This is a genomic window from Tenacibaculum sp. L6 (assembly GCF_028823685.1).
Classification (GTDB): domain Bacteria; phylum Bacteroidota; class Bacteroidia; order Flavobacteriales; family Flavobacteriaceae; genus Polaribacter.
In genome coordinates, this window is sequence record NZ_JAPEHZ010000020.1 from 11,915 (window position 1) to 34,743 (window position 22,829).

Genomic DNA, 22,829 nt, shown 5'->3' on the forward strand with positions numbered 1-22,829 from the left:
TTAATTTAACATTTGGCTTACGCCTAATTGTTTAAAGCTTCTGCTCCACCAACGATTTCTAAGATTTCGTTTGTAATAGCAGCTTGACGAGCTTTGTTATAAGTTAATAATAACTCATCACGTAATTCCGTAGCATTATCAGTTGCTTTGTGCATTGCAGTCATACGAGCACCGTGTTCGGCAGCAAATGAATCACGAATTGCTTTGTATAATTGCGTTTTTAATGACTTAGGAATTAACTCTAAAATAATTTCTTCTTTAGAAGGTTCAAAAATGTAATCTAAATTAGCATTAGCCTCACCTTCTACAGGTTGAATTGGTAAAAATTGCTCTACCTGTACAATTTGAGTAGCAGCATTTTTAAACCTGTTGTAAATGATTTCTATTCTGTCATAAGAACCATCTACGAATAAATTCATTAACTTTTCGGCTACTTCAGCAACGTTTTCAAAAGTTAAGTCATCAAAAATATCGTTTCTATTTTCAACAACTGTATATTCTTTTGATAAAATATCGTTTCCTTTTTTACCAATCGTTAATAAATCAACAGTAGTATTGTTGTATTTTTCGTTGATTGTTTTAACTGTTTCTTTGATGACAGATGAGTTAAAACCACCACATAAACCTCTGTTAGAAGTTATACTAACCAATAATACTTTGTTTACTTCTCTTTCAGTTGAATATACTCCACCTGCATCGCTATCTAAAGTAGCGCTTAAGCTTTGTAATAATTCGGTAAGCTTAGATGAATACGGACGCATTGCTGTAATTGCATCTTGAGCTTTTTTCAACTTAGCAGCCGATACCATTTTCATGGCAGAGGTAATCTGCATTGTTGATTTAATCGAAGTAATTCTGTTACGTATTTCTTTTAAGTTTGCCATTTACTTGAACTTAAAATTTATAAAACCCCCGTTATTACACGGGGATGTTGTTTTTAGTGTTATTAAGCTGAAAATTTAGCTGAAATTTCTTTAGCAGCCTCTGTTAAAGTATCGATTACTTCGTCAGTTAATTTTCCTGCTTTTAAAGTATCTAAAGTACCTCTGTGCTTAGCGTTTAAGTACTCTAAATAATCTCTTTCAAATTCTTTTACCTTTTCTACTGGTACATCTTTTAACAAGTTTTTAGAACCTGCATAGATGATAGCTACCTGATCTTCTACAGTAAAAGGATCGTTTTGAGCTTGCTTTAAGATCTCTACGTTACGCTTACCTTTTTCAATTACGTTCATTGTAGCAGCATCTAAATCAGAACCAAACTTAGCGAATGCTTCTAATTCACGATACTGAGCTTGATCTAACTTTAAAGTACCAGATACTTTCTTCATTGATTTGATCTGAGCAGAACCTCCTACACGTGATACAGAGATACCTACGTTAATCGCTGGACGAACCCCTGAGTTGAATAAATCTGACTCTAAGAAGATCTGACCATCAGTAATCGAAATTACGTTTGTAGGAATATATGCAGAAACGTCTAGATCCTCCACCTTTTACTTTACCTTTTAATGATTCTGGTAAGTCGTTCATTTCAGCAGCAATAGCATCGTCATTAATAACTTTTGCAGCACGCTCTAATAATCTTGAGTGTAAGTAGAATACATCCCCTGGGTAAGCCTCACGTCCTGGTGGTCTTCTTAATAATAAAGATACCTCACGGTAAGCTACTGCTTGTTTAGATAAATCATCATAAACAATTAAAGCTGGTCTACCAGTATCACGGAAATACTCTCCAATTGCAGCTCCTGCGAATGGTGCATATACCTGCATTGGTGCAGGGTCAGATGCATTTGCAGCAACGATAGTTGTATATGCTAACGCTCCTTTTTCTTCTAACATGTTAGCAATAGCTGCTACTGTTGAAGCTTTTTGACCGATAGCTACGTAGATACAGTACACTGGTTGTCCTGCATCATAAAATTCTTTTTGATTTAAAATAGTATCAATAGCAACAGTTGATTTACCTGTTTGACGGTCTCCAATGATTAACTCACGTTGACCACGACCAACTGGAATCATTGCATCGATAGATTTGATACCTGTTTGCATTGGCTCAGTTACAGGCTCACGGAAGATAACTCCTGGTGCTTTACGCTCTAAAGGCATTTCAAAAGTTTCACCTTCGATTGGTCCTTTACCATCAATTGGTTGCCCTAAAGTGTTAACAACACGTCCTACAATTCCTTCTCCCGCTTTTAAAGAAGCAATTCTTTCTGTACGTTTTACAGTAGATCCTTCTCTTACTGAAGTAGAAGCTCCTAATAATACAACACCTGCATTATCTTCTTCTAAGTTTAATACGATACCTTCTAATCCGTTATCGAATTCTACTAACTCTCCATATTGTACGTTAGATAAACCGTAAACACGTGCAATACCATCACCTACTTGTAATACTGTCCCTACTTCGTTTAATGAAGCTTTAGACTCAAAATTTGTTAATTGTTCCTTTAAAATTGCTGATACTTCAGCTGGTTTAATTGCTGCCATCTTATTTCTTTTGATGTATAATTAAATTTTTGGAATGTAATGACCGTTGTCAAACTCTCTCCTTAACTCATTAAATTGATTAGAGATACTTGCATCGTACTGCACATCTCCAACACGTAAGATAAATCCTCCTAAAATCTCAGGATTTACTATATTTTCAATACTTGCACTGTTTCCTGTTAAGGCAACAATCTTTGCTTGTATTTTATCTTCTAACTCTTTTGTTAAAGCTACTGCAGTAGTAACTTTAGCAACTTGCATGCTTTTATGATAATCGTAAATTACAGCGTATTGCTTAGCAATAGGCTCTAACATTATCATACGCTTATTTTCCTCTAATAAATTAAATAACCCTTTTACGATATTATCCACTTTATCTCCAAAAAGTGCAGCTAAAACTTTACGTTTATCTGCAGCTTTAATGATAGGACTTTTAAGCATAGCATCTAAATCAGCGCTTTCAGCAATTGTTGCAACGATTAACTTCATGTTATCGTTTACTAAAGCTTCACTTCCTGATTCTTTAGCTAGGTTTAAAATTGCTTTTGCGTAACGTAATGCTGGTCTTGCTTCTTTCATCTAGTGATTAGTTTAAAGTAACCTCTTCTAACATTCCTTCAACAAGCTTTAACTGATCGTCTTGTGAAGCTAATTCTTTTCTTACTACTTTTTGAGCGATTTCAATAGATAAGTTACCTACTGTTTTCTTTAACTCAGCGATAGCTGCTTGTTGCTCTTGTTTTATAGTAGCTTTTGCGTTATTAATCATTGCAGTAGTTTGCTCTTCTGCTTCTTGCTTAGCATCAGCTATAATCTTATCTTTAATTTCGCGAGCTTCTTTCATCATTGCGTCTCTCTCTGCTCTTGCTTCTTTTAACAAACGCTCATTATCAGCTTGTAAATTTTGCATTTCCTTACGAGCGTTTTCTGCAGCATCTAAAGCTCCTTGAATTCCTTCTTCACGCTCATTTAACGCATTCAAAATAGGCTTCCATGCAAACTTTGCCATTATAAAGATTAACAAACATAAGATTACAAGTTGCATAAGAAACAACCCTATTGAAAAGTCATTAAATATTCCCATTATTATTTATTTTTTCGTGTTTTTGTTTAATTGTGTAAACAATTCCTGCAACCAACCGTTACAGGAATTTGTTTTTTTGTTTTTGTAGCTTATCCTAAAAGTAAAGCACCGAATGCTAAACCTTCTAATAATGCTCCAATAATAATCATTGCAGTTTGGATTTTACCAGCTGCTTCTGGTTGACGAGCAATAGCTTCCATTGCACTACTACCGATTTTCCCTAATCCTAATCCTGCTCCGATTACGATTAATCCTGCTCCAACTAAATTAAGTGTCATAATAATTGATTTATATATAATTAAACAAATTTTTGATTCTAGTTCTTAATGATGATCATGCTCTTCTACAGCCATACCAATGAATAACGATGATAACATGGTAAAGATATAAGCTTGTAAAAAGGCTACTAATAATTCTATAATAGTTAAGAATAAAGTTAGGAAGAAAGAGATTCCTGTTGCCCCTGCTGTTCCAAACTTTGCTTTTAATAAAATCATCAATGCTGCGATACCCATTACTACAGAGTGACCTGCTGTGATGTTCGCAAATAAACGCACAAATAAAGAGAATGGTTTAGTTAACATACCTAATACCTCGATTGGTGCTAATACTATTTTCATTAATACTGGCACACCTGGCATCCAGAAGATATGTTTCCAATAATCTTTATTTCCGCTAAATTGTACAATAAAGAATGTAAATAAAGCTAAACAAACTGTTACTGCTATTTGACCTGTTACGTTAAACCCTAACGGAGTTAATCCTAATAAGTTTAAGAACCAAATAAAGAAGAACACAGTTAATAAGAACCCCATAAATCTACGGTAATGTTTCTCTCCGATATTTGGACGTGCAATTTCGTCTCTTACATATAATACTAAAGGCTCTAATATACGTGCCGCACCTGTTGGAATTGGCCCTTTCTTGTATCCTGAAGCTAAACTTCTAAATCCGAAGAACATTAACAAACCTGCGAACAACATACCAAAAACACTTTTAGTAATAGATAAATCTAACACTTTTTGTGCATTTGTAGCGTGGTGTTCTTCATCAAAAGCAACTGCTTCTTCACCTGCATTTAACTCATATATTTTACTGTGAATTTTCGTTAACTTAACTCCATCTTTTTCTACGATAACAGCACCGTCATCATTATGATGAAATTCTGAAGACATAAAAACTCTTAATCCTTCGGTTGTCCAAACAATTACTGGTAACGGAAACCCAATGTGTTTACGCTCTCCTGCATCATTAGTATATGAAAACAAGCTAAAATCGTGAGAGTCTGCTAAGTGATGCTTAATGTAAGCATCTATTGATTCTTTAGTGTTAATTCTTCCATCATCATTAGAAGTTGTATCGCCTCCTCCTGCAAATGCAGTTAACGATGAAAACACAAGTGTCAAAAGTGTTAAAAACTTGATAGTTCTGTTTGCTACCATCATACCTTTACTAAATATAGATTTTGGGTCTGTAAATTTCGCTGCAAAGGTACACATTTAATTAAAACTACAAACCCTTTTTTTGCTTAGTTTTAAAGAAGCCTACGTCGTACCTTAAACAGCTCAGTTATTTAGCGTTAAGTATTTTTGAAAGCGCTGCTGTTTCAATAGCTAAAAATACCATAATAGGAACTAATAAGGTAGCTTTTTCTGGAGTAGTTAATCCTTCCTCTGAAAAAATACTCTTTTGAAATAATAGGATAAAGATACCGAACTTAACCATCAACATTCCTAAATATAAATATCCTGTTTCATTTGGTAAATATTCTAACACCCATTCTATTAACGCATAAATTAAAATGGTTGCTATTACATTAAAACAATACACTTGTAACACAGAAAAAGAAAGTGTTACTCCTGCGTTAGAAAGTAAAAAGCTGTTTAAAAAAAAGCCTCCTATCCCTAAAGTTAGTATAATAGAAGAAAATAGTAGTATTCGTTTACCCATTGTTATCGGTTATCTTAATTACTTGGCGTATTACAGAATATATGGCACCAAAAACCGCTGCAAGTGTACAAATTTTTGTGTAAAGTTCACTATCGTTAGGGTATTTTTGGTCTAACCATTCACCTAGTAAACTTCCTAAGTAAATGGTTAAACCCATTTGAAGTGCGATTCCTGTGAATCGTATGTATTTATTAAGCGGATTTTTCTTTGAGTCCTTGCTCATTTTTGTTCAATTCTTTTACCGCTCCTTTCATGGCACATGTTGCGTTAAACTCTGCTCCTGGCTCTACAGAAAGCTTTCCTATAACAACATCTCCATTAATATTTGCTGTTGATTTAACGGTAAGCACGTTTGAAACTAATAATTCACCTGAAAATTTTCCTTCAATATCAGCATCAGTACATTCTACTTTTCCTTTAATAAGACCTGAACCTCCAATAATTACTCTACCATTGGTAACTATTGTTCCTTCTAAAGTACCGTCAATTCTAAAATCTCCTTCTGAAATGATTTCTCCAGTAATTTTAGTGTTTTGTCCTATGATATTTCTTTCTGCAACTTTGTTTTCTCCGGATTTTTTATTCTCTTTACCAAACATATTAGGGGAATTTAAGGGATTTATGTTTTATTTAATTGTTCTATAATTTCTTTTGCTTTTTTACCTTCTTCGGTAGTTGCATAACTAACCGCAACAAACTCTAACGCTTTTTTATAGGTTTCTTTATCTTGATATTTACCTATTGCTAGGGCTTTTAGGAGTGCGAATTTAGGAATTAAATTTGAATTCTGTAGTGTAGAAGAAAAATTATCTATCTCATTAACAGCTTCTTCAAATTTATTTTCTTTATACAAATAGTAAACTTCTTTATACTTGTTTAAAATTTCATCTTCCTTTTTCTCTTCTACTAACTTTACATCAGGGTTTTTAATTATTTGAGCAAACGTTGTTTCAGGATACTTTTGTAAAATGATATTTTTATACTCATTAGATTTTGCTATATCTCCTTGTTCTTTATAAACTTGATATAAGTGATAGCTTATTGGTAATTCTAACTTATCATCTGTACTTACTTCTCTTAATCGTTCTAAATTCTTAATGGCTAGTGCATGATTTATAAACTGCTCTTTGTAAATCAACCCTAATTGATACAATGCCTCATTACGCTCCAAAACTAAATTTGTAATTACTTGTTCGTCGGTTGGAATCGCATCTAGATAGGTTGAAAGCTCATATCTTGTATTTACTTTTGTTCCTTCTGCATTTGCTGATACATTTTCAACAGTATTTATTGACTTATCTGACAGTCTCCAGTTATCTTCCAGAGGACGCGTTCCCCATACTTTTTGAAACTCTGCTTTTCCAAAATTAAGAGCTTGTGTATTGTAGAAATACCATTTTCCTTTATTTGCTACACTATTTATTGAAGCACCACCTCCAAAACTATTTCCGAAGTTTTGCAAATTCAACAACTGCTGTTGTTTTTCTTCGTCTTCTTTTTTGATTTTTTCAATATAGCTTTCAAAAAAAACAGTTCTTTCATCGGGAGTCATAGCTACTAATTGAAGAATACTGTCGTTGTTCTTCACTGTTTCTTCGTATTGTCTTAAAGTAATAAGTCCTTTATTTTTTCTTCGGATTTTTCGGATTCTTTTTTCTTGATCAAATTCTTTAGAAACCACCTGCATTACACTATCGTAATACGAACCTGCTAGTAGATAATCTTCTTTTTCAAAAGCCATATCTGCCAAACGTTCGTAGGCATACGTTTTTTGATAGTTATTATTATGTTTTGCTTGCAGTGATTTTTTATAGTACTCAGCTGCTTTTTCAGGATTATTTCTTCCTTCTTCTAAAACTCCTGCTTGATAATACAATGCGTTTAAAAACTTACGATTATCTGTATTCTTTATGAGTTTATTCATTCTTGCCAACACTACTATAGATGCTGAATCGTTCGGAGTATTTTTAGCATATTCAATTTCTGCTCTAATACGGAATCTATCTGGTGCTTTTCTACTTTCTGCTAGTTTTTTAAACACCATACGAGCAGAATCTTTTCTATCTAATTCACTATATACTTGCCCTAAAACAAACATGTTTCGCGCTGTTTGCTCTTTGTTGTAATTTGTAGTAGTCGCTAATTTTAAATAATCTACTACTTTTTGAATCGTATCTGTTTGCTCATACGCCATTGCCATAGCTGTATAGGCTTGCTCTTTGGTTGATTTGTCTATCTTTTCTGTTTCGTCTAAAACATCTAATAATAATCGTAATGTTTGAATCGCTCTTTTTTCATTACCTAAACGAATGTTTGCCTTAGCTCTCCAAATTCTAGTTTCGTAGTTCAAGTTTGCTTTAGGGTAGTTAACTATAACGTAGTTAAACGCCTCTAACGCTGGAATAAATCGCTGTGTGTAGTATCTTGATTTTCCTAAAAGAAGATAAGCATCATCTATTTGACTATTTTTTTCGTACCCATTAATATTCATCGAATGGGTTTGAATTGCTTTTACAGCTTTTTCTTCTGCTTTTTCAAAAGGAGTAAGGTTTTTATTCTCTTCTTCTCCACCAGCATTAAAATCTGCACCCGGAGTTAGTACTTTAGTATCTATTGTACTCTCGTCAAACGTAATGGGTTCAATTTGTAAACGTTTCCAAAAGTTATCTTCATGCTTTTCTTGAATTTCTTCAAGACCTTTTAAATACGCCTGTTCGCCATTAAAAAGCACATTGTATTTTGTCGTAACAGCATGGTAACTTCTATTTAAAAAAGCGTCCTTCTTAACACTACACGAATATACGATAGCTACTAAAACACTGAATACTATTATCTTGCCCCCTTTTTTCATAAAATAAAGCTTTTACTGTACAACAACGTTATAATTGTCTTTTTTGTACGTAAATAGGTAAAAATAATAATTATAAGGTGATTTTAACCCTATTTTAAATAGAAAAATAGCTTTCTAACTCTTGTAATGTTTCTTGTGATGTGTGAATGTCTTTTACTAAGTTTCCTTTATCTAAAACTACTATACGCTCACAAACTTCGGTAACATGGCTTAAATCGTGGCTAGAAATTAACACGGTTACCTCGTTATTTTCAGTTAATTTTTTAATTAGCTTTTTTAATCTGATTTGAGTGGTTGGATCTAAATTTGCAAAAGGTTCATCTAAAATTACTACTTGAGGATTCCCCATCATTGCAGCAACAATCCCTACTTTTTTCTGGTTTCCTTTACTTAAGCTTCGTAAGTATTTTTTCTTCCCTAAGATTTCACCATTAAAAAATTCTTCAAACTGAGTTAAGAAACCTTGTATATCGGCTTTGTTCATTCCGCGTAAATCTCCTACAAAATCAAAATATTCTTCAGGAGTTAAATAACCTATTAAAAAAGATTCATCAATAAATGATCCTGTAAAAGTTTTCCAATCTTCACTTTTATTCACTACTACTTGATTATTTACAATTTCTCCAGTAGTAGGTCGAATCAAATCTAACAACAAGTTAAACAAAGTGGTTTTTCCTGCTCCGTTATTCCCTACCAATCCGAAAGATTGTCCGCTAGGAATTTCTATATTTTCAAGGTTTAAAACTTGTGCTGTTCCGTAGGTTTTTGAAATATTTTGTATTGAAATCATTTTAGTTCTTTTAAGGTTGGTTATGATTTTTGGCTAAATGCGTGTATTGCAGCATATTTATTTTTAATGTATCTCTTTTCTATCCTATTCATAAAGTAATTTTTGAACACTAAGGCGATTGCTCCTGTTATAGCGATTGCTAAAACACCTGAATTGAATCCTACAAATTTGTTAAAAATCCAAAACAAGAACATTGGAACCCCCATAATAGGAATGATAATTAAAAACTGTGTTGCGCTGGTTCCTTGATAGTTTGAAAATCCGCTTTTATTTAAGTCGATTCGTTTTTTATTGAACGCTCCTGCAAATAGTAAAAACAATGAGTTAAATCCGATATTAAAAATAGCTCCAGCTGTAATCATCAAAAAAATATCTAATCCATAAAAATATAAATATGGAATGCTTAAAAGATATAATCCTACCGATACCACAACCATTAAGTACCATTTACTTTCTAAAAACTTTCGATAACGAATATTTTGACTCATAAGCATCTTATAATATTCACTATCCCAAGCAGGAATAAATTGACCATAATTAAGTGTAAAACCTCCTGTAATAAATATTGCTGCAAAAACTAAAAAAGCAGGCATTTTTTCTCGATAGGTGTCTTGTCCAAAGAAAATAGCTCCGTAGAAAAGAAACAAAAAAGACATAAAAAACACTGTTTTAGTACGTTTGTTTCTCCAAATTTGTCGGATGTCGTTTTTTATAAACGGCGCTACATCTCCTAAGCTATCAATAAAAGACAGGTCAGTAGTACTAGCCACTTCTTCTTTACTTTTAATCGCGTCATCTAAATATACTTTACTTCGTAAGAATTTAAAGTTCAAATAATACAATCCTGCAAGCAAAAACACTCCTAAAAGAGCAACTATTGGATTGTTATATACTGATTGAAAAACTGGTGCAAAAAACTCAGTAATGTTGAATATTTCGTATTTGTTTACCAAAAACAATAGTGCTAAAACAGCAACCATTATTCCCAGTGCATAGTTATTTTTGTTAATTAAAAAATTAAGATAGTTAGCGCTTAATACTAGTGTAATCATTAAAAGCAACCATCCTACAACTCCCAAAGCGTTATAACCTTGTCCTATTAGTACTATTGAAAAAGGAACATAAAAAAACAACGGCATGAAGTTGAAAAACGAAAAGGCTGATTTGCCTAATACAAAATGTACTAACTTTTCCTTTCTTATGGGTAACCCAAGAAATGGTTTAATATTTAACACAGGAAGTTTTTGCATTAAATAGCGAAAAATTAAATCGGCAACTAACAAGAAAATGATAATTCCATTTACAAAAAACAAAGGGTCTGTATTCGGATATTCTTTTTTAATAAAAAAATAGCCTCCTAAACCTATCATTAAAAAAGACGCTAACATATACAAGGCAAAAAAGCCCATGATAATTTTTAGTGCAATACTTTTCCCAAAATAAGAGGAGCGAAAAAATTGTTTCCACTCAAGTTTTAAAAAATGTGCAATCATTTGGTTACTAATTTGGTTGATTATTTTATAAGTCTATCACTACTTAATTTTGTTACATAAAAAAAGCATCAATTTAAAAATTGATGCTTTTTTTAGTCTTTGTTAGTCGGGGCTATTTTATTTTTAACGACTTTCCAATTGCTTCTAGTTCAAAAATAAAGTCTCTTTTATTTACAGAGGGTGCATAAGTAAATCCTTCAAAAACAATTACTCGGTTGTGCTCTTTATCAACTATGGTGTAATTAATAAAAGGTCCTGCCATAAAATCATTTTTCACTTCCCATTTACCTCTAGTTTCATAGGCTTTTTTCCCATCTATTTCTGCATCATAGGTGAACGGTGTATACGCTTGTTCGGTAATCATGTACATTCCTTCTTTGCTTCCAGGAATGTATTTTTCACCAATAACATCTCTCATCTTGGTGATATTATCTGCTACTTTAGCTTCGTCTTCCAGCGGATAACTGTATACTAATATATTATTTGATCCGTCTCCTCTAGCAATTCCGCTTTTTAAATGTTGACGTAACCATAAAAACTCACCTGTATCTTCAACTAAATTATACCTTTCAGGAATTGTAATTGTAACTCCTAAATTTTTAATTGTTTTAAACTTACTCTCATCTAACTTTTCTTTATGGAAAATTTTCTGAACAAACTTAACATCTTCATCTTTGAATAATTGTAAGATTTCTTTTCCTCTAGTACGGATTAAATTTACAATACCTTCTTTATCTTTTGCTGTTGCATAAACTAATATTTGAGGCTGTGCGTATTTGTTTTTTTCAACTGTTATTTTTTCTTGTTCTCCTTCTCTAACTATTAAAACAGCCTTTGCATTTCTTATAAAACCTTTATATCCTGTAGGGTCAATTTGGCTTACAGATAATAATGTTTCTGGCTGCGGCAAACCTACTTGATGCTCTCCAAAAGTAGTACGAATTTCATCTCCTATTCTTCCTTCCCAATCAACTCCTTTTACAACTACCAAAATTTTATTGGTGTTACCTGTTGATGTGGGTAAAACATGATTATTTTTTCCTCCTTCTGTTTTACATGATATTGATATAAAAATCAATGCAAAAAAGGTTAATAGTTTATTCATAGTTGATAGCGTTTAAATAATTGGTTTTAACTTTTAAAAATTTTAAGCTTCATTCCTGGCTTTAAACTTTTAGCACTCCAAATATTGTTCCATTTTTTAATTTCATCGATAGAAACTGTAGGATATTTTTTAGAAATAGTCCATAGAGAATCTCCAGACTTAACAACATAAACCTCATGCTTGCCTTTTGGAGTTGCTACTTTCTTTTGTGAAACCTCTTTTGGAATTGCCATTTTCTTCGGATAAATACTTAATCGCTGGCCTATTTTTAAGTGATGTGTTCGTAAACCATTCCATTTTTTAATATCGCTAACTCGTACACCAAACTTATTCGCTATTTTTCCTAAATAATCTCCACTTCGTACTTTATAACGAATACGTTTATCCATTTCAAAGTACTTAGGTAATGGTTTTTCTCTTTTCGCTTCATCTTCGTTAGCCAATGCATAAATTTCTTCTTCCTTTTCTAAGAACTCAATCATATCTCTTCGAGGTAATCGAACGGCATAGTTCTTTTCTTTTACATACGGAATGATATCTAGCTTATAAGACGGATTTAAAAATGATAACAAATCAGAATTAATACCTGTTTTCTCAGAAATTTGATCAAAACTAATGGTTCTCTTTACACGAATTGTATCTGTCTCAAAATGGAAAATCTTTGGAGGTTCAGGATAAATATGATGTTTATCTGCATACTCAAAAATATACATTGTCGCATAAAATGCAGGAACGTATCCTGCTGTTTCTGTAGGTAAAAACGGACGAATATTCCAATAATTCTTATATCCTCCTGAACGTTTTATTGCTTTTGAAACATTTCCAGGCCCTGAATTATACGCCGCTAAAGCTAAATCCCAATCACCAAAAATTTTATATAATTGACTTAAGTATTGACATGCTGCAATGGTAGATTTTACAGGATCTTGGCGTTCATCTACATACGAATTTACCTTTAAATCAAACTGAACACCTGTTCCGTACATAAACTGCCATAAACCGGTAGCTCCTACCCAAGAACGAGCATCAGGTCGTAATGCAGATTCAACAATTGCCAAATACTTCATTTCTAAAGGAATGTCGTACTGATCTAAATATCGCTCAAACATTGGAAAGTAATACTTAGCACGCGCCATTAAAGCCGGATAATATTTTTTTCTATGCTTTAAATAGCTGTTAATTACTTTTTCTAACGCAGGATTGTACTCTAAATGAAAAGGAGTTCTTACGTTTAAATCGTGTAATCTTTTCTTTAACAATTCTGTAGTAAGTACTGTTGTTGTATTACCTAAAATGTCTTTATCGCTAATAACATATTGAATACTATCAAACAACGAAGAATTAAACTTTTCTTCTACCAATAAGCTATCAATCATTTTTAAATCCTTTGTAGAAAATAACTCTTGATAATTTACTGAATCTTTCACGATAAGTTCAACATCAATACTGTCTTTAACTACCAAAAGGCTGTCGTTTGGTTGTTGCGCTATGATGGATGTTGTAAAAAGGAGTAGTGCTAGTAATTTTTTCATGTTGGTTTTTATAAATCTAATTCAACTGCAATCGGACAGTGATCTGAATGCTTCGCTTCTGGTAAAATATACGCTCTTGAAATTTTATCTTTCAATGGTTCGGTTACCATATTGTAATCAATACGCCAACCTTTGTTATTCGCTCTGGCATTTGCGCGATAGCTCCACCACGAATACTCTTGTTTTTCTGGATGTAAGTGACGGAAACTATCAATAAACCCGCTATTAATAAACTTACCTAGCCATTCACGCTCTTCTGGTAAAAAACCAGATACTCCTTTCATTTTTGGGTTGTGAATATCTATTTCTTCATGACAGATATTGTAATCTCCACAAATAACTAAATTCGGAATTTCCTTTCTTAACTCAGTAGCATACTCAAGAATTTCATCCATATAATTGAACTTATAATCTAATCGATCACTGTTCGTTCCTGAAGGCAAGTACATACTCATTACAGATACCTCATCAAAATCTACACGAAGGTTTCTTCCTTCAAAATCCATTGATTCGATTCCAGTTCCGTACTCTACATGATTTGGTTCTTCTTTACAGAAAATAGCCACGGATGAATATCCTTTTTTTTCTGCTGAAAACCAATAGTGATAAGGGTAACCTGCATTTTCAAACTCAGTTACATCTAACTGTTCTTTATGAGCTTTAGTTTCTTGAATACAGATTACATCAGGATTTGCAGCTTGAAGCCAATCAATAAATCCTTTTTTAAGTGCTGCTCGTATTCCGTTTACGTTGTATGAAATTATTTTCATCTATTTATTTAAAATACAAAAACGTAAAGCTTAATGCTTTACGTTTTTTTTTAATACTATAATTTTGTTAAAAATTCATCTCAGGAATATCTCCTTCGACTACTAAAGTACCTTCAGTGGCAGCTTGAATTTCTTCAACAGAAACTCCCGGAGCTCTTTCTAACAAGTAAAATTTATTGTCTTTAATTTCTAATACCGCTAAATTGGTTACAATTTTTGTTACACAACCTACACCAGTTAATGGCAACGAACATTTTTTTAATAATTTAGATTCTCCTGCTTTATTGGTATGCATCATCGCTACAATAATATTATCTGCAGAAGCTACTAAATCCATCGCTCCACCCATTCCTTTTACCATTTTTCCTGGGATTTTCCAATTGGCAATATCTCCGTTTTGAGCCACTTCCATCGCACCTAAAACGGTTAGTTGTACGTGTTGCCCACGGATCATAGAAAAACTAGTTGCAGAATCAAAAATAGACCCTCCATCTAACACTGTTACGGTCTGTTTTCCTGCGTTAATTAAATCAGCATCTTCAGTTCCTTCAACAGGAAAAGGCCCCATTCCTAATAATCCGTTTTCTGATTGAAACTCAACTTCAATTCCTTCAGGAATATAGTTTGCAACTAAAGTAGGAATACCAATTCCTAAATTAACATACCATTTGTTTTGTAATTCTTTAGCTATTCTTTGTGCTATTTGTTCTTTTGTTAACATAATTTTACAATTTGTTAATTTGAAGATTTGGTCAATTATTTTCTTTTTGATGTTGAAATAATTTTGCTAATTATTTTAATAATAGCTTTTAAATCTTCTTTAAGTTGTTTGTTTGGGCTTGGATAAAACTCTGACTGTTCACAAAGTAATAACCAATATTCTAACTCATCAGCTTCTTTTGCTGAAATTTTAAATTTATGTATAAAATCTGCTTTACTCTCTGCATTTTGCGCTTCTCTAATATTGGCTCCAATTGAGGTTCCACTTCTAAAAATTTGAGAAGCCATTTCATATTTATGTAAAGCTCTTATTTGTTCAGAAAATTTAATGATTTCAAGAGAAAATTCTAAAGTTAATTTTACAATTATATTCTCCTTATCACTTCTCATTAAATCACTTTCAAATTTCCAAATTAACAGAATTACTTAGAACGAACCGTTCGTTGTTCAATTCTCTTTTCATACTTCTCTCCTTGAAAAATACGTTGTACAAAAATTCCTGGAATGTGAATTTGATTTGGGTCTAACTCTCCTGCAGGAACTAACTCTTCTACTTCGGCAACCGTAATTTTAGAAGCTCCGCACATATTTGGATTAAAGTTACGCGCAGTTCCTTTAAAAATTAAGTTACCCGCAGTATCTCCTTTCCATGCTTTTACAAATGAAAAATCTGATTTAAAAGCTGGTTCTAATACGTACATTTTTCCATCGAACTCACGTGTTTCTTTACCTTCTGCTACTTCTGTACCATAACCTGCTGGTGTATAAAATGCTGGAAAACCTGCTTGTGCTGCTCTACATTTTTCAGCCAAAGTTCCTTGTGGAGTTAATTCTACCTCTAATTCTCCTGATAACATCTGGCGTTCGAATTCGTCATTTTCTCCAACATAAGAAGAAATCATTTTCTTTATTTGACGATTTTGTAATAATAATCCTAAGCCAAAATCATCAACCCCTGCATTATTAGAAATACAAGTAACATCTTTTACTCCTATTTTAACTAACTCTGCAATAGCATTTTCAGGAATACCGCATAAACCAAATCCACCTAACATAAAAGTCATTCCGTCTTTTACGCCTTCTAATGCTTCTTGTACGTTATTTACTTTTTTATTTATCATTATAGTTGTTGTTTTAAAGCTTCGTTACTAAAAATCTGTATCGTTAAGGTTCTCTTCTTCATTAGAGGATTCTGTTTTTGAACAATCTAAATTAATGCTAACATTCTTTGGTTTTTCAAAATTACCTTTACTCACATCTAATGTCTTGTCTTCATAACACTTTCGCATAAAAATTGCCCAAGTTGGTAGTGACATTGTTGCCCCTTGACCATACCTTAACCCAGCAAAGTGCGTAGCTCTATCTTCTCCACCTGTCCAAACACCCGTAGCTAGGTTTGGGACTATTCCCATAAACCAACCATCTGATTGATTTTGAGTAGTACCAGTTTTTCCTGCAATCGGATTGGTAAACCTGTAAGGGAAACCTGTAACCGCATCTCCTCCTGACGTATAATTAGATCGTAAACGTGCTCCTGAACCTATTTGGGTAACTCCTTTCATTAAATCTAATATTACATACGCAGACTCTTCACTTAATACCTCTTTGGTTTCAGGAACAAATTCTTGTAAAACAGTTCCGTTTTTGTCTTCTATTCTAGTAACCATTAACGGACTTACACGTAACCCTTTATTTGCAAATGTTGAATAAGCACTTACCATTTCCATTAATGATAAATCAATAGCACCTAATGCAATAGAGGGATTTGCCTCTAATTTAGATGTTATTCCAGCAGATTCTGCTAATCGTACCACATTTATAGGTGAGACTTTGTCTATTAACTGCGCCGTAATTACATTTACCGATTGCGCTAATGCATCTTTTAAAGTTAATTCTTCTCCATATTTACCTCCAGCATTCTTTGGTGTCCAATCCTCTGGCATTCCATATTTTTCCTTAGGAATAGTATATGGTGTATTTGGCAACTTATCACAAGGAGACATTTTTAATTGATTAATTGCTGTAGCATACACAAAAGGTTTAAAGGTAGAACCTACTTGACGCTTTTGTTGCTCTACTGCATCGTATTTAAAATACTTGTGATTAATACCTCCTACCCAAGCTTTGATATGACCTGTTTGCGGTTCAATAGATACTAAACCTGAACGCAAGAAATATTTATAGTGACGAATAGAATCATACGGTGTCATTACCGTATCGCGTTCTCCTTTCCATGTGAAGATTCGCATATCTGTTGCGGTATTAAATACCTCGTCTATTTCTTTTTCAGATTTACCTCCAGCCTTCAATCGCTTATAGCGATCTGAATTTAGTTTAGCTCTTCGTAAAATTCCTTCTATCTCTCTTTTGTCTATATCGTAAAAAGGAGCTGTTTTATTACGCTTTTGTTCTTTGTCAAAATACGTTTGAAGGTTAGATATATGTTCTACTACCGCTTCTTCTGCGTATTGTTGCATACGTGAGTCAATCGTTGTGTAAACTTTTAATCCATCTCTATAAATATTATACTCTTCACCATTTGCCTTAGGATGTTCTTTTGCCCATTCCTTTAAATAGTTTCGTAAATGCTCTCTAAAATAAGTAGCTAAACCATCACTATGACTTTCAGGAGTAAAATTTATTTTTAATGGTAACTTTTGTAATGAGTCTTTTTCTTGTTCTGTTATAAACCCATTTTTTTCCATTTGACCAAACACTACATTTCTACGTGCTAATGATTTATCTTTTGAACGCTCTCTATGTGGATTAAACTGACGTGGGTTTTTTAACATCGCCACTAAAATAGCAGACTCTTGCAAATCTAAATCTTTAGGTTCTTTTCCGAAGTAAATACGAGCTGCTGAACGAATACCCACCGCATTAAAGATGAAATCTTGCGTATTAAAATACATCGTCACAATCTCTTCTTTAGTGTATTGACGCTCTAACTTAACTGCTACTACCCATTCTTTAAGTTTTTGTGATAATCTTTTAAAGATATTACTAGAACCTCCTCTGTTAAATAAGTTTTTAGCTAACTGTTGTGTAATGGTACTTGCTCCACCTGACCTTCCTAAGTTAGCAACCGCTCTAGCAGTTCCTCTAAAGTCAATTCCTGAATGTTCGTAAAAACGTTCGTCTTCTGTAGCAACTACAGCTTTTATTAAGTTTTCTGGTAAATCTTTATATTGAATTGGAGTTCTATTCGCGTTTACATAGTATTTACCTAAGGTTTTTCCATCTGAAGAAATTACTTCTGTTGCTAAATCACTTCTTGGGTTTTCTAGTTCTTCAAAAGTAGGTAAAGCACCAAACACACCCCAAGAGGCAAGTAAAAACAGAAGACCTAACGCAAGAAAGCCTCCTATAATAATACCCCAAAACCATTTAATGTATTTACTAAAATTTGCTGTTTTTTTCTTTGTCATTTATTGTGTTTTTTCAATTCTAAATCCTACATGAGTTATTCCTTCTAATTCTTCTATGCCCTGAATTTCTCCGTTTTTTCGCATAGCTTGACGAACTTTAAAGATATAATCTCCCGTGCTTGGAAATGTTATGTTTTCTTTATAAAAAAGTTTATTCTCCTTGATATCGGAAAAACCTTGCCCTAAAAACTTTCCTGTAACATCTGCCATATCATACTCTAAAGTATCGACAATAACTTGACCGTCTGGAAAATTCATTTGGGCTATCAAAAAAAGAGACCGTCTGGAAAATTCATTTGGGCTATCAAAAAAAGATTACTGTACTCGTAATCTTTATTATTTCTAAGATTTATAAATAGGTTTTTCTTATTTATTGAATCATTAACTGGAAATGTAAATTGTATCGTATTTGTTCTATGCCAAGCACTCTTTGGAAGTGCCACATATTCATCAAAATCACTATTTGACTTACACGATACAATTAGTGTAGCTATAAAAAAAAGTAAACCAATTTTAGTTCTCATTATTGGGGTTGTTTTTAGTATCGCTATTATTTTTTTTACGCTGATTATTATTCTTTCTTCTCGGATTTCTAGGCTTTTTTTGTTGCCCTTGAGTTGGCTTTTCTGCTGTACCACCTGCTTCAGGTTTTGGTTTCCTGTTTCTCGGATTGTTTTTAGGCCTTGGCTTTCTGTTGTCAACTCGTTTTTTATCTGGTTTCGGCTCTCCTTCTGCCTTTTTTACCTGTTTTGCTTGAGGTTTTCTTGTTGTTTTAGCCTCAGAAGCCTGATTTTCTGGTTTTTTACTTACAGGTTTCCTTGATCTTCTTCTGTTATTTCTGCTTTTCTTAGGAGCATCAAAACGGGTTAAACTGTCTTGGCCTACAACATTTTCAAAATCTATTGGAGTTTCTTCTGCTATCTCTAATTCGTATTCTTCTAACGGTAAAGCAAGCTCATTATTTTTGTTCATTTCTATAATTTCATGAACTTGTTCTAACGATAGTTTGTACCATTTAAAACTTTCTTCTTTATAAGTGTACCAAAGTAGTTTTTTAAAGATATCCATCTTAACAAAAACAGCGTCTCCTTTTTCTGTTTTTAGCACTTTATCTTGCTTTGGAAAGCTTTGTAATGCATCTAAATACGTATCTAATTCGTAGTTTAAACAACATTTTAACTTACCACACTGTCCTGCTAGTTTTAACGGATTTAATGATAGCTGCTGATAGCGGGCTGCTGCTGTATTTACTTTTCTAAAATCGGTTAACCAAGTAGAACAACATAATTCTCTACCGCAAGAGCCAATTCCTCCTAAACGAGCTGCCTCTTGACGCATTCCTACCTGACGCATTTCTACTCTAATAGAAAAAGCGCTAGCTAAGTCACGAATTAACTGACGAAAATCTACACGTTCATCTGCTGTGTAATAAAACGTAGCTTTGGTTCCGTCTCCTTGATATTCAACGTCAGAAAGTTTCATTTTTAAGCCTAAACGGCTAACAATTTCTCTTCCTTTTCGTTGTGTTTCTAATTCTCTTCCTCTGGCTTCTTGCCAAACATCAATATCTTTTTGAGAGGCTTTTCTGTAAATTTTCTTTACTTCATCACTATCTGCAGTAATTTTTCTTTTTTTCATTTGAACTCTTACAAGCTCTCCTGCTAAAGAAACAATACCAACATCGTGCCCTGAAGATCCTTCAACTGCAACCACATCTCCCATGGAAAGAGTTAAGTTTTCAGAGTTTTTATAAAAATGTTTTCGTCCATTTTTAAAACGGACTTCAAAAATATTAAATGGTGCTTCACCTGAAGGTAAAGTCATATTTGATAACCAATCAAAAACAGCGAGTTTATTTCCACTTCCACATGTGCCTGTTGCACAATTTCCGTTACTCTTACAGCCATTTGGCACACCGCTTTTGTTAGTTGAGCAACTGCTACAACTCATACGATAGTATATTTTTTTGAAATATTTTTTAAACCTGTGGTATTTACAGTATCAAAAAATATTTTTATTATTTGATTTTCAGTCGTATAAAATTTACTTTATAACAACTATCCTTAATCTGTAAAGATACATATTCTAATGAAAAGTGAAAATTGATTTTTTTTAAAAGAAAAGTGCGCTTTTTTTCCACAAAAAAGTATGTTTCATAAGAAATATCCAAAAAAACAAGAAAGATAATTTTAGTTAAAACTACAGTTTGTACCCAATACTAAATAACACAACTCTTGGCATTATATGTGTTTTAGTTTCAGAAATTAAGTAATCTGAAAAACTATTACTTTGCCTGAAGTTTGTATTAAATAAATTTTGAGTTGTAAGTTTAAATAACCATGGACTATCTTCTTTTTGATACGATAAAGTAGCATTTGCAATGTCATACTTATTTTTAACTACTAATGATTTATTTTGATAATCATAATGCCTATAATCAAAATTAAAAATAAAACCTTTTAAAAAATCATAATCTATAGTTACAAAAGGCTCATTGATTATAAAACTTGAGGTAGAATTACTAGAAGTGTAGTTACCTCTGGTTCTTTTATAACCAACCTCTATCGTTGGAAACTTATCTAATAAAGTTTCTGCACCTATTTCAAAGTTGTAGTTGGTATTTTTATTTGTTACAAAGACATTATTAACACTTTGTAAGTACTTTGAATTATTATATGCCCCGCTAAGTTTATAACGTATTTTTTTTATTTTCTTTCTTAAAGAACCTCTAACACTCCAATCTTCATTCGGGTTTTCAAGTAACTGTGTTGTTAAAAAGCGATTTACACCATCAAAATTCACAGCATTTCTAAAACCTTTTACTTTTTTAGTATATCGCGCTGTTCCAAATAACACCAACCCTTTATATAAACTAAAACGACTGTAACGTATACGTGCCGAATGATATAGTTCATTTTCTAAATTTGAGTTCCCTCTAAACACCGAGTTATAAGATTGTAAGTAAAAACGATTGGCTAACTGAGAAGCATTTGAAAAGTTTGTTTTTAAATTATAATTCAACTCTATTTTCTTTGACTTATTGAATTCTACTTTCATTAAAAAGTCGGGCAGTAATACCCACTTCTGTTTATCAATAAGCTGTTCCTGTTTTACCTTCCAATGGTAGTTATGCAAGTAGGCACCTTGTTTAAACGTAAATATTCCTGTACGGAATTTGTAATGAATCCCTGCAAAAAAATCGTTATGTTTAAAAATAGTATTGTTGTTAAATCCGTCTGATGTAAAATCATTCCTACTCTCATCGTCTAATAACTGAAAATCATTACTTGAAAACTTTTCTTGTTGATAGGTATTTCCAATTGTCGAATAAATGTGGTTATTAGTATTTAACACCCAAAAATCTTTAAAAACTGTGTATAAATAGTGTTTCTCAGTAAACTTGTCTTGAAATAACCGCAATTGACTTTGTGTAGTATCTACAGGCTGTACAATATTTTGTATAGTTTTAGCGTATGTGTCTGATGCTATCCAACTACTATTAGGACTATTCTTGTCAAACGTATAATCAGCTATTGCAGAAAAGGTATGTGTATTAGACTGGTCTTTGTGCCATTCAATATTTTGATTTACATACCAAATATTATTTTCTCTATCAGTAAAAATGTTATTATTATCTGTATTAATTACAGACGAAATGCTATTTTCATTAGATATATTCGATTTTTTTACCTGAGTTCTTACATACCATTGCTCTTTGGTATTTGGAGCATACTCCATATTTAATTTACCAATACCTAGCAAGTTTTCACTGCTTGACTTTTTACTTTTATCTTCACTAAACGTAATGTACTCATTAAGCACTTCACTAAAACTAGTAGTATTACTCTGTGAAAAAATCACATACCCAGAAACATCTAATTTACTCGCTACCGTTTTGGTTATATTCAACGCTCCAAAGCGTTGACTACTGCTTAAAACATCACTATTTTCTAAAAATTGAGAAAAATCACCACCTTTCCAGTTAAAGTTACCACTAAACACAGCATTAACACCTCCTTGGAAATTCATGTAATCTTCAAATGTAAATGTTTTTTCGCCTATATTATTTAGGTTCCCTATAAAGTTTACATTATTTTTTGGTGAATAATAAAATAAATTAGCACTAGCTTTATGGTAAGAATCATAACCAACATTAGCTCCTGCTTCAACATCTCCAAACACAAAACGCTTTTTGTCTTCTTTTAATTGAATGTTCATCGCCATATCATCAGAATCTGATACACCTTTTAAAAAAGCAACTTCATTATAGTTATCAATGACTTCTACCTTATCAACTGCATTCGCTGGAATATTCTCTACCCCCAGCTTGGTACCACCTCCAAAAAACTTTTTACCATCTACTAGTAGTTTAGTTACTTTTTTTCCTTGTACCGTAACCCCTCCGTTTTTATCTACTTCAATACCTGGCAGTTTTTTTAATACATTTTTTAGTTTACGTTCACTTCCATCTATAAACTTATCAGTATTATAAATAATAGTGTCTTGTTTTACGGTAACAGGTAATTCTATGATAACTTCATCTAACTGGTTTTTAGCCTCAACTAAAACAATATCTTTAATTATATTTTCAGCAGGTGTTATTGTAAAACTTGT

The 22,829-nt window shown here is 32.7% G+C and carries 20 protein-coding genes and 2 pseudogenes; all 22 read right to left on the reverse strand.

Translation table 11 applies throughout. From position 1 onward, the window contains the following. Window positions 1–23 precede the first annotated feature (23 nt). Window positions 24–884 (reverse strand): ATP synthase F1 subunit gamma, encoded by an 861-nt coding sequence (gene atpG, locus OU788_RS05810; protein ID WP_274634284.1) that lies wholly within the window; start codon window positions 882–884, stop codon window positions 24–26. A 62-nt stretch (window positions 885–946) separates the two neighbouring features. Next, window positions 947–2,492, reverse strand: a pseudogene (atpA, locus tag OU788_RS05815) (F0F1 ATP synthase subunit alpha). 21 nt (window positions 2,493–2,513) lie between these two features. Then, window positions 2,514–3,071: an ATP synthase F1 subunit delta gene (gene atpH / locus OU788_RS05820; protein ID WP_274634285.1), complete on the reverse strand. Its 558-nt coding sequence runs from the start codon at window positions 3,069–3,071 to the stop codon at window positions 2,514–2,516. Window positions 3,072–3,078: 7 nt separating this feature from the next. After that, on the reverse strand, window positions 3,079–3,576 hold the full coding sequence (locus OU788_RS05825; protein ID WP_274634286.1) for a F0F1 ATP synthase subunit B: 498 nt from the start codon (window positions 3,574–3,576) through the stop codon (window positions 3,079–3,081). 89 nt (window positions 3,577–3,665) lie between these two features. Then, a complete protein-coding gene (gene atpE, locus OU788_RS05830) occupies window positions 3,666–3,854 on the reverse strand; it encodes an ATP synthase F0 subunit C (protein ID WP_028891526.1) in 189 nt (62 codons plus the stop codon). A gap of 45 nt (window positions 3,855–3,899) precedes the next feature. Further along, window positions 3,900–5,021: a F0F1 ATP synthase subunit A gene (gene atpB, locus OU788_RS05835; protein ID WP_274634302.1), complete on the reverse strand. Its 1,122-nt coding sequence runs from the start codon at window positions 5,019–5,021 to the stop codon at window positions 3,900–3,902. A gap of 124 nt (window positions 5,022–5,145) precedes the next feature. Further along, window positions 5,146–5,526: a DUF6168 family protein gene (locus OU788_RS05840; RefSeq protein ID WP_274634287.1), complete on the reverse strand. Its 381-nt coding sequence runs from the start codon at window positions 5,524–5,526 to the stop codon at window positions 5,146–5,148. Then, window positions 5,519–5,749 carry an AtpZ/AtpI family protein gene (locus tag OU788_RS05845; RefSeq protein WP_028891529.1) on the reverse strand — a complete coding sequence of 77 codons (231 nt, stop codon included), beginning with the start codon at window positions 5,747–5,749 and terminating at the stop codon, window positions 5,519–5,521. Before OU788_RS05845 ends, OU788_RS05840 begins: the two co-directional genes overlap by 8 nt. After that, complete coding sequence (locus OU788_RS05850; RefSeq protein ID WP_274634288.1) at window positions 5,718–6,125, reverse strand: bactofilin family protein; 408 nt, start codon at window positions 6,123–6,125, stop codon at window positions 5,718–5,720. The genes OU788_RS05845 and OU788_RS05850 overlap by 32 nt, the downstream gene beginning before the upstream one ends. A gap of 20 nt (window positions 6,126–6,145) precedes the next feature. Continuing rightward, on the reverse strand, window positions 6,146–8,377 hold the full coding sequence (porW, locus tag OU788_RS05855) for a type IX secretion system periplasmic lipoprotein PorW/SprE (RefSeq protein ID WP_274634289.1): 2,232 nt from the start codon (window positions 8,375–8,377) through the stop codon (window positions 6,146–6,148). Window positions 8,378–8,471: 94 nt separating this feature from the next. Next, a complete protein-coding gene (locus OU788_RS05860; protein WP_274634290.1) occupies window positions 8,472–9,167 on the reverse strand; it encodes an ABC transporter ATP-binding protein in 696 nt (231 codons plus the stop codon). A 20-nt stretch (window positions 9,168–9,187) separates the two neighbouring features. After that, a complete protein-coding gene (locus OU788_RS05865; protein ID WP_274634291.1) occupies window positions 9,188–10,660 on the reverse strand; it encodes a DUF5687 family protein in 1,473 nt (490 codons plus the stop codon). A 112-nt stretch (window positions 10,661–10,772) separates the two neighbouring features. Further along, window positions 10,773–11,765, reverse strand: coding sequence for a DUF4837 family protein (locus tag OU788_RS05870; protein WP_274634292.1), 993 nt, complete (start codon window positions 11,763–11,765; stop codon window positions 10,773–10,775). A gap of 26 nt (window positions 11,766–11,791) precedes the next feature. Continuing rightward, a complete protein-coding gene (locus tag OU788_RS05875) occupies window positions 11,792–13,297 on the reverse strand; it encodes a lytic transglycosylase domain-containing protein (protein WP_274634293.1) in 1,506 nt (501 codons plus the stop codon). 8 nt (window positions 13,298–13,305) lie between these two features. Beyond that, window positions 13,306–14,067: an exodeoxyribonuclease III gene (locus tag OU788_RS05880; RefSeq protein ID WP_274634294.1), complete on the reverse strand. Its 762-nt coding sequence runs from the start codon at window positions 14,065–14,067 to the stop codon at window positions 13,306–13,308. A 67-nt stretch (window positions 14,068–14,134) separates the two neighbouring features. After that, the gene (locus tag OU788_RS05885) at window positions 14,135–14,788 is read right to left on the reverse strand and encodes a CoA transferase subunit B (protein WP_274634295.1); all 654 of its coding nucleotides are present in this window, start codon (window positions 14,786–14,788) and stop codon (window positions 14,135–14,137) included. 35 nt (window positions 14,789–14,823) lie between these two features. After that, complete coding sequence (locus OU788_RS05890) at window positions 14,824–15,177, reverse strand: four helix bundle protein (RefSeq protein ID WP_274634296.1); 354 nt, start codon at window positions 15,175–15,177, stop codon at window positions 14,824–14,826. A gap of 32 nt (window positions 15,178–15,209) precedes the next feature. Next, window positions 15,210–15,908 (reverse strand): CoA transferase subunit A, encoded by a 699-nt coding sequence (locus tag OU788_RS05895; RefSeq protein ID WP_274634297.1) that lies wholly within the window; start codon window positions 15,906–15,908, stop codon window positions 15,210–15,212. A 27-nt stretch (window positions 15,909–15,935) separates the two neighbouring features. Continuing rightward, complete coding sequence (locus OU788_RS05900) at window positions 15,936–18,215, reverse strand: penicillin-binding protein 1A (protein ID WP_274634298.1); 2,280 nt, start codon at window positions 18,213–18,215, stop codon at window positions 15,936–15,938. After that, window positions 18,216–18,739 (reverse strand): annotated as a pseudogene (locus tag OU788_RS12970) (gliding motility lipoprotein GldH). Beyond that, window positions 18,729–20,165 (reverse strand): PSP1 domain-containing protein, encoded by a 1,437-nt coding sequence (gene ricT / locus OU788_RS05910; protein ID WP_274634299.1) that lies wholly within the window; start codon window positions 20,163–20,165, stop codon window positions 18,729–18,731. Before ricT ends, OU788_RS12970 begins: the two are co-directional and overlap by 11 nt. A 249-nt stretch (window positions 20,166–20,414) precedes the next feature. Further along, a partial coding sequence (locus tag OU788_RS05915; protein WP_274634300.1) for a carboxypeptidase-like regulatory domain-containing protein occupies window positions 20,415–22,829 on the reverse strand: 2,415 nt, incomplete at its 5' end.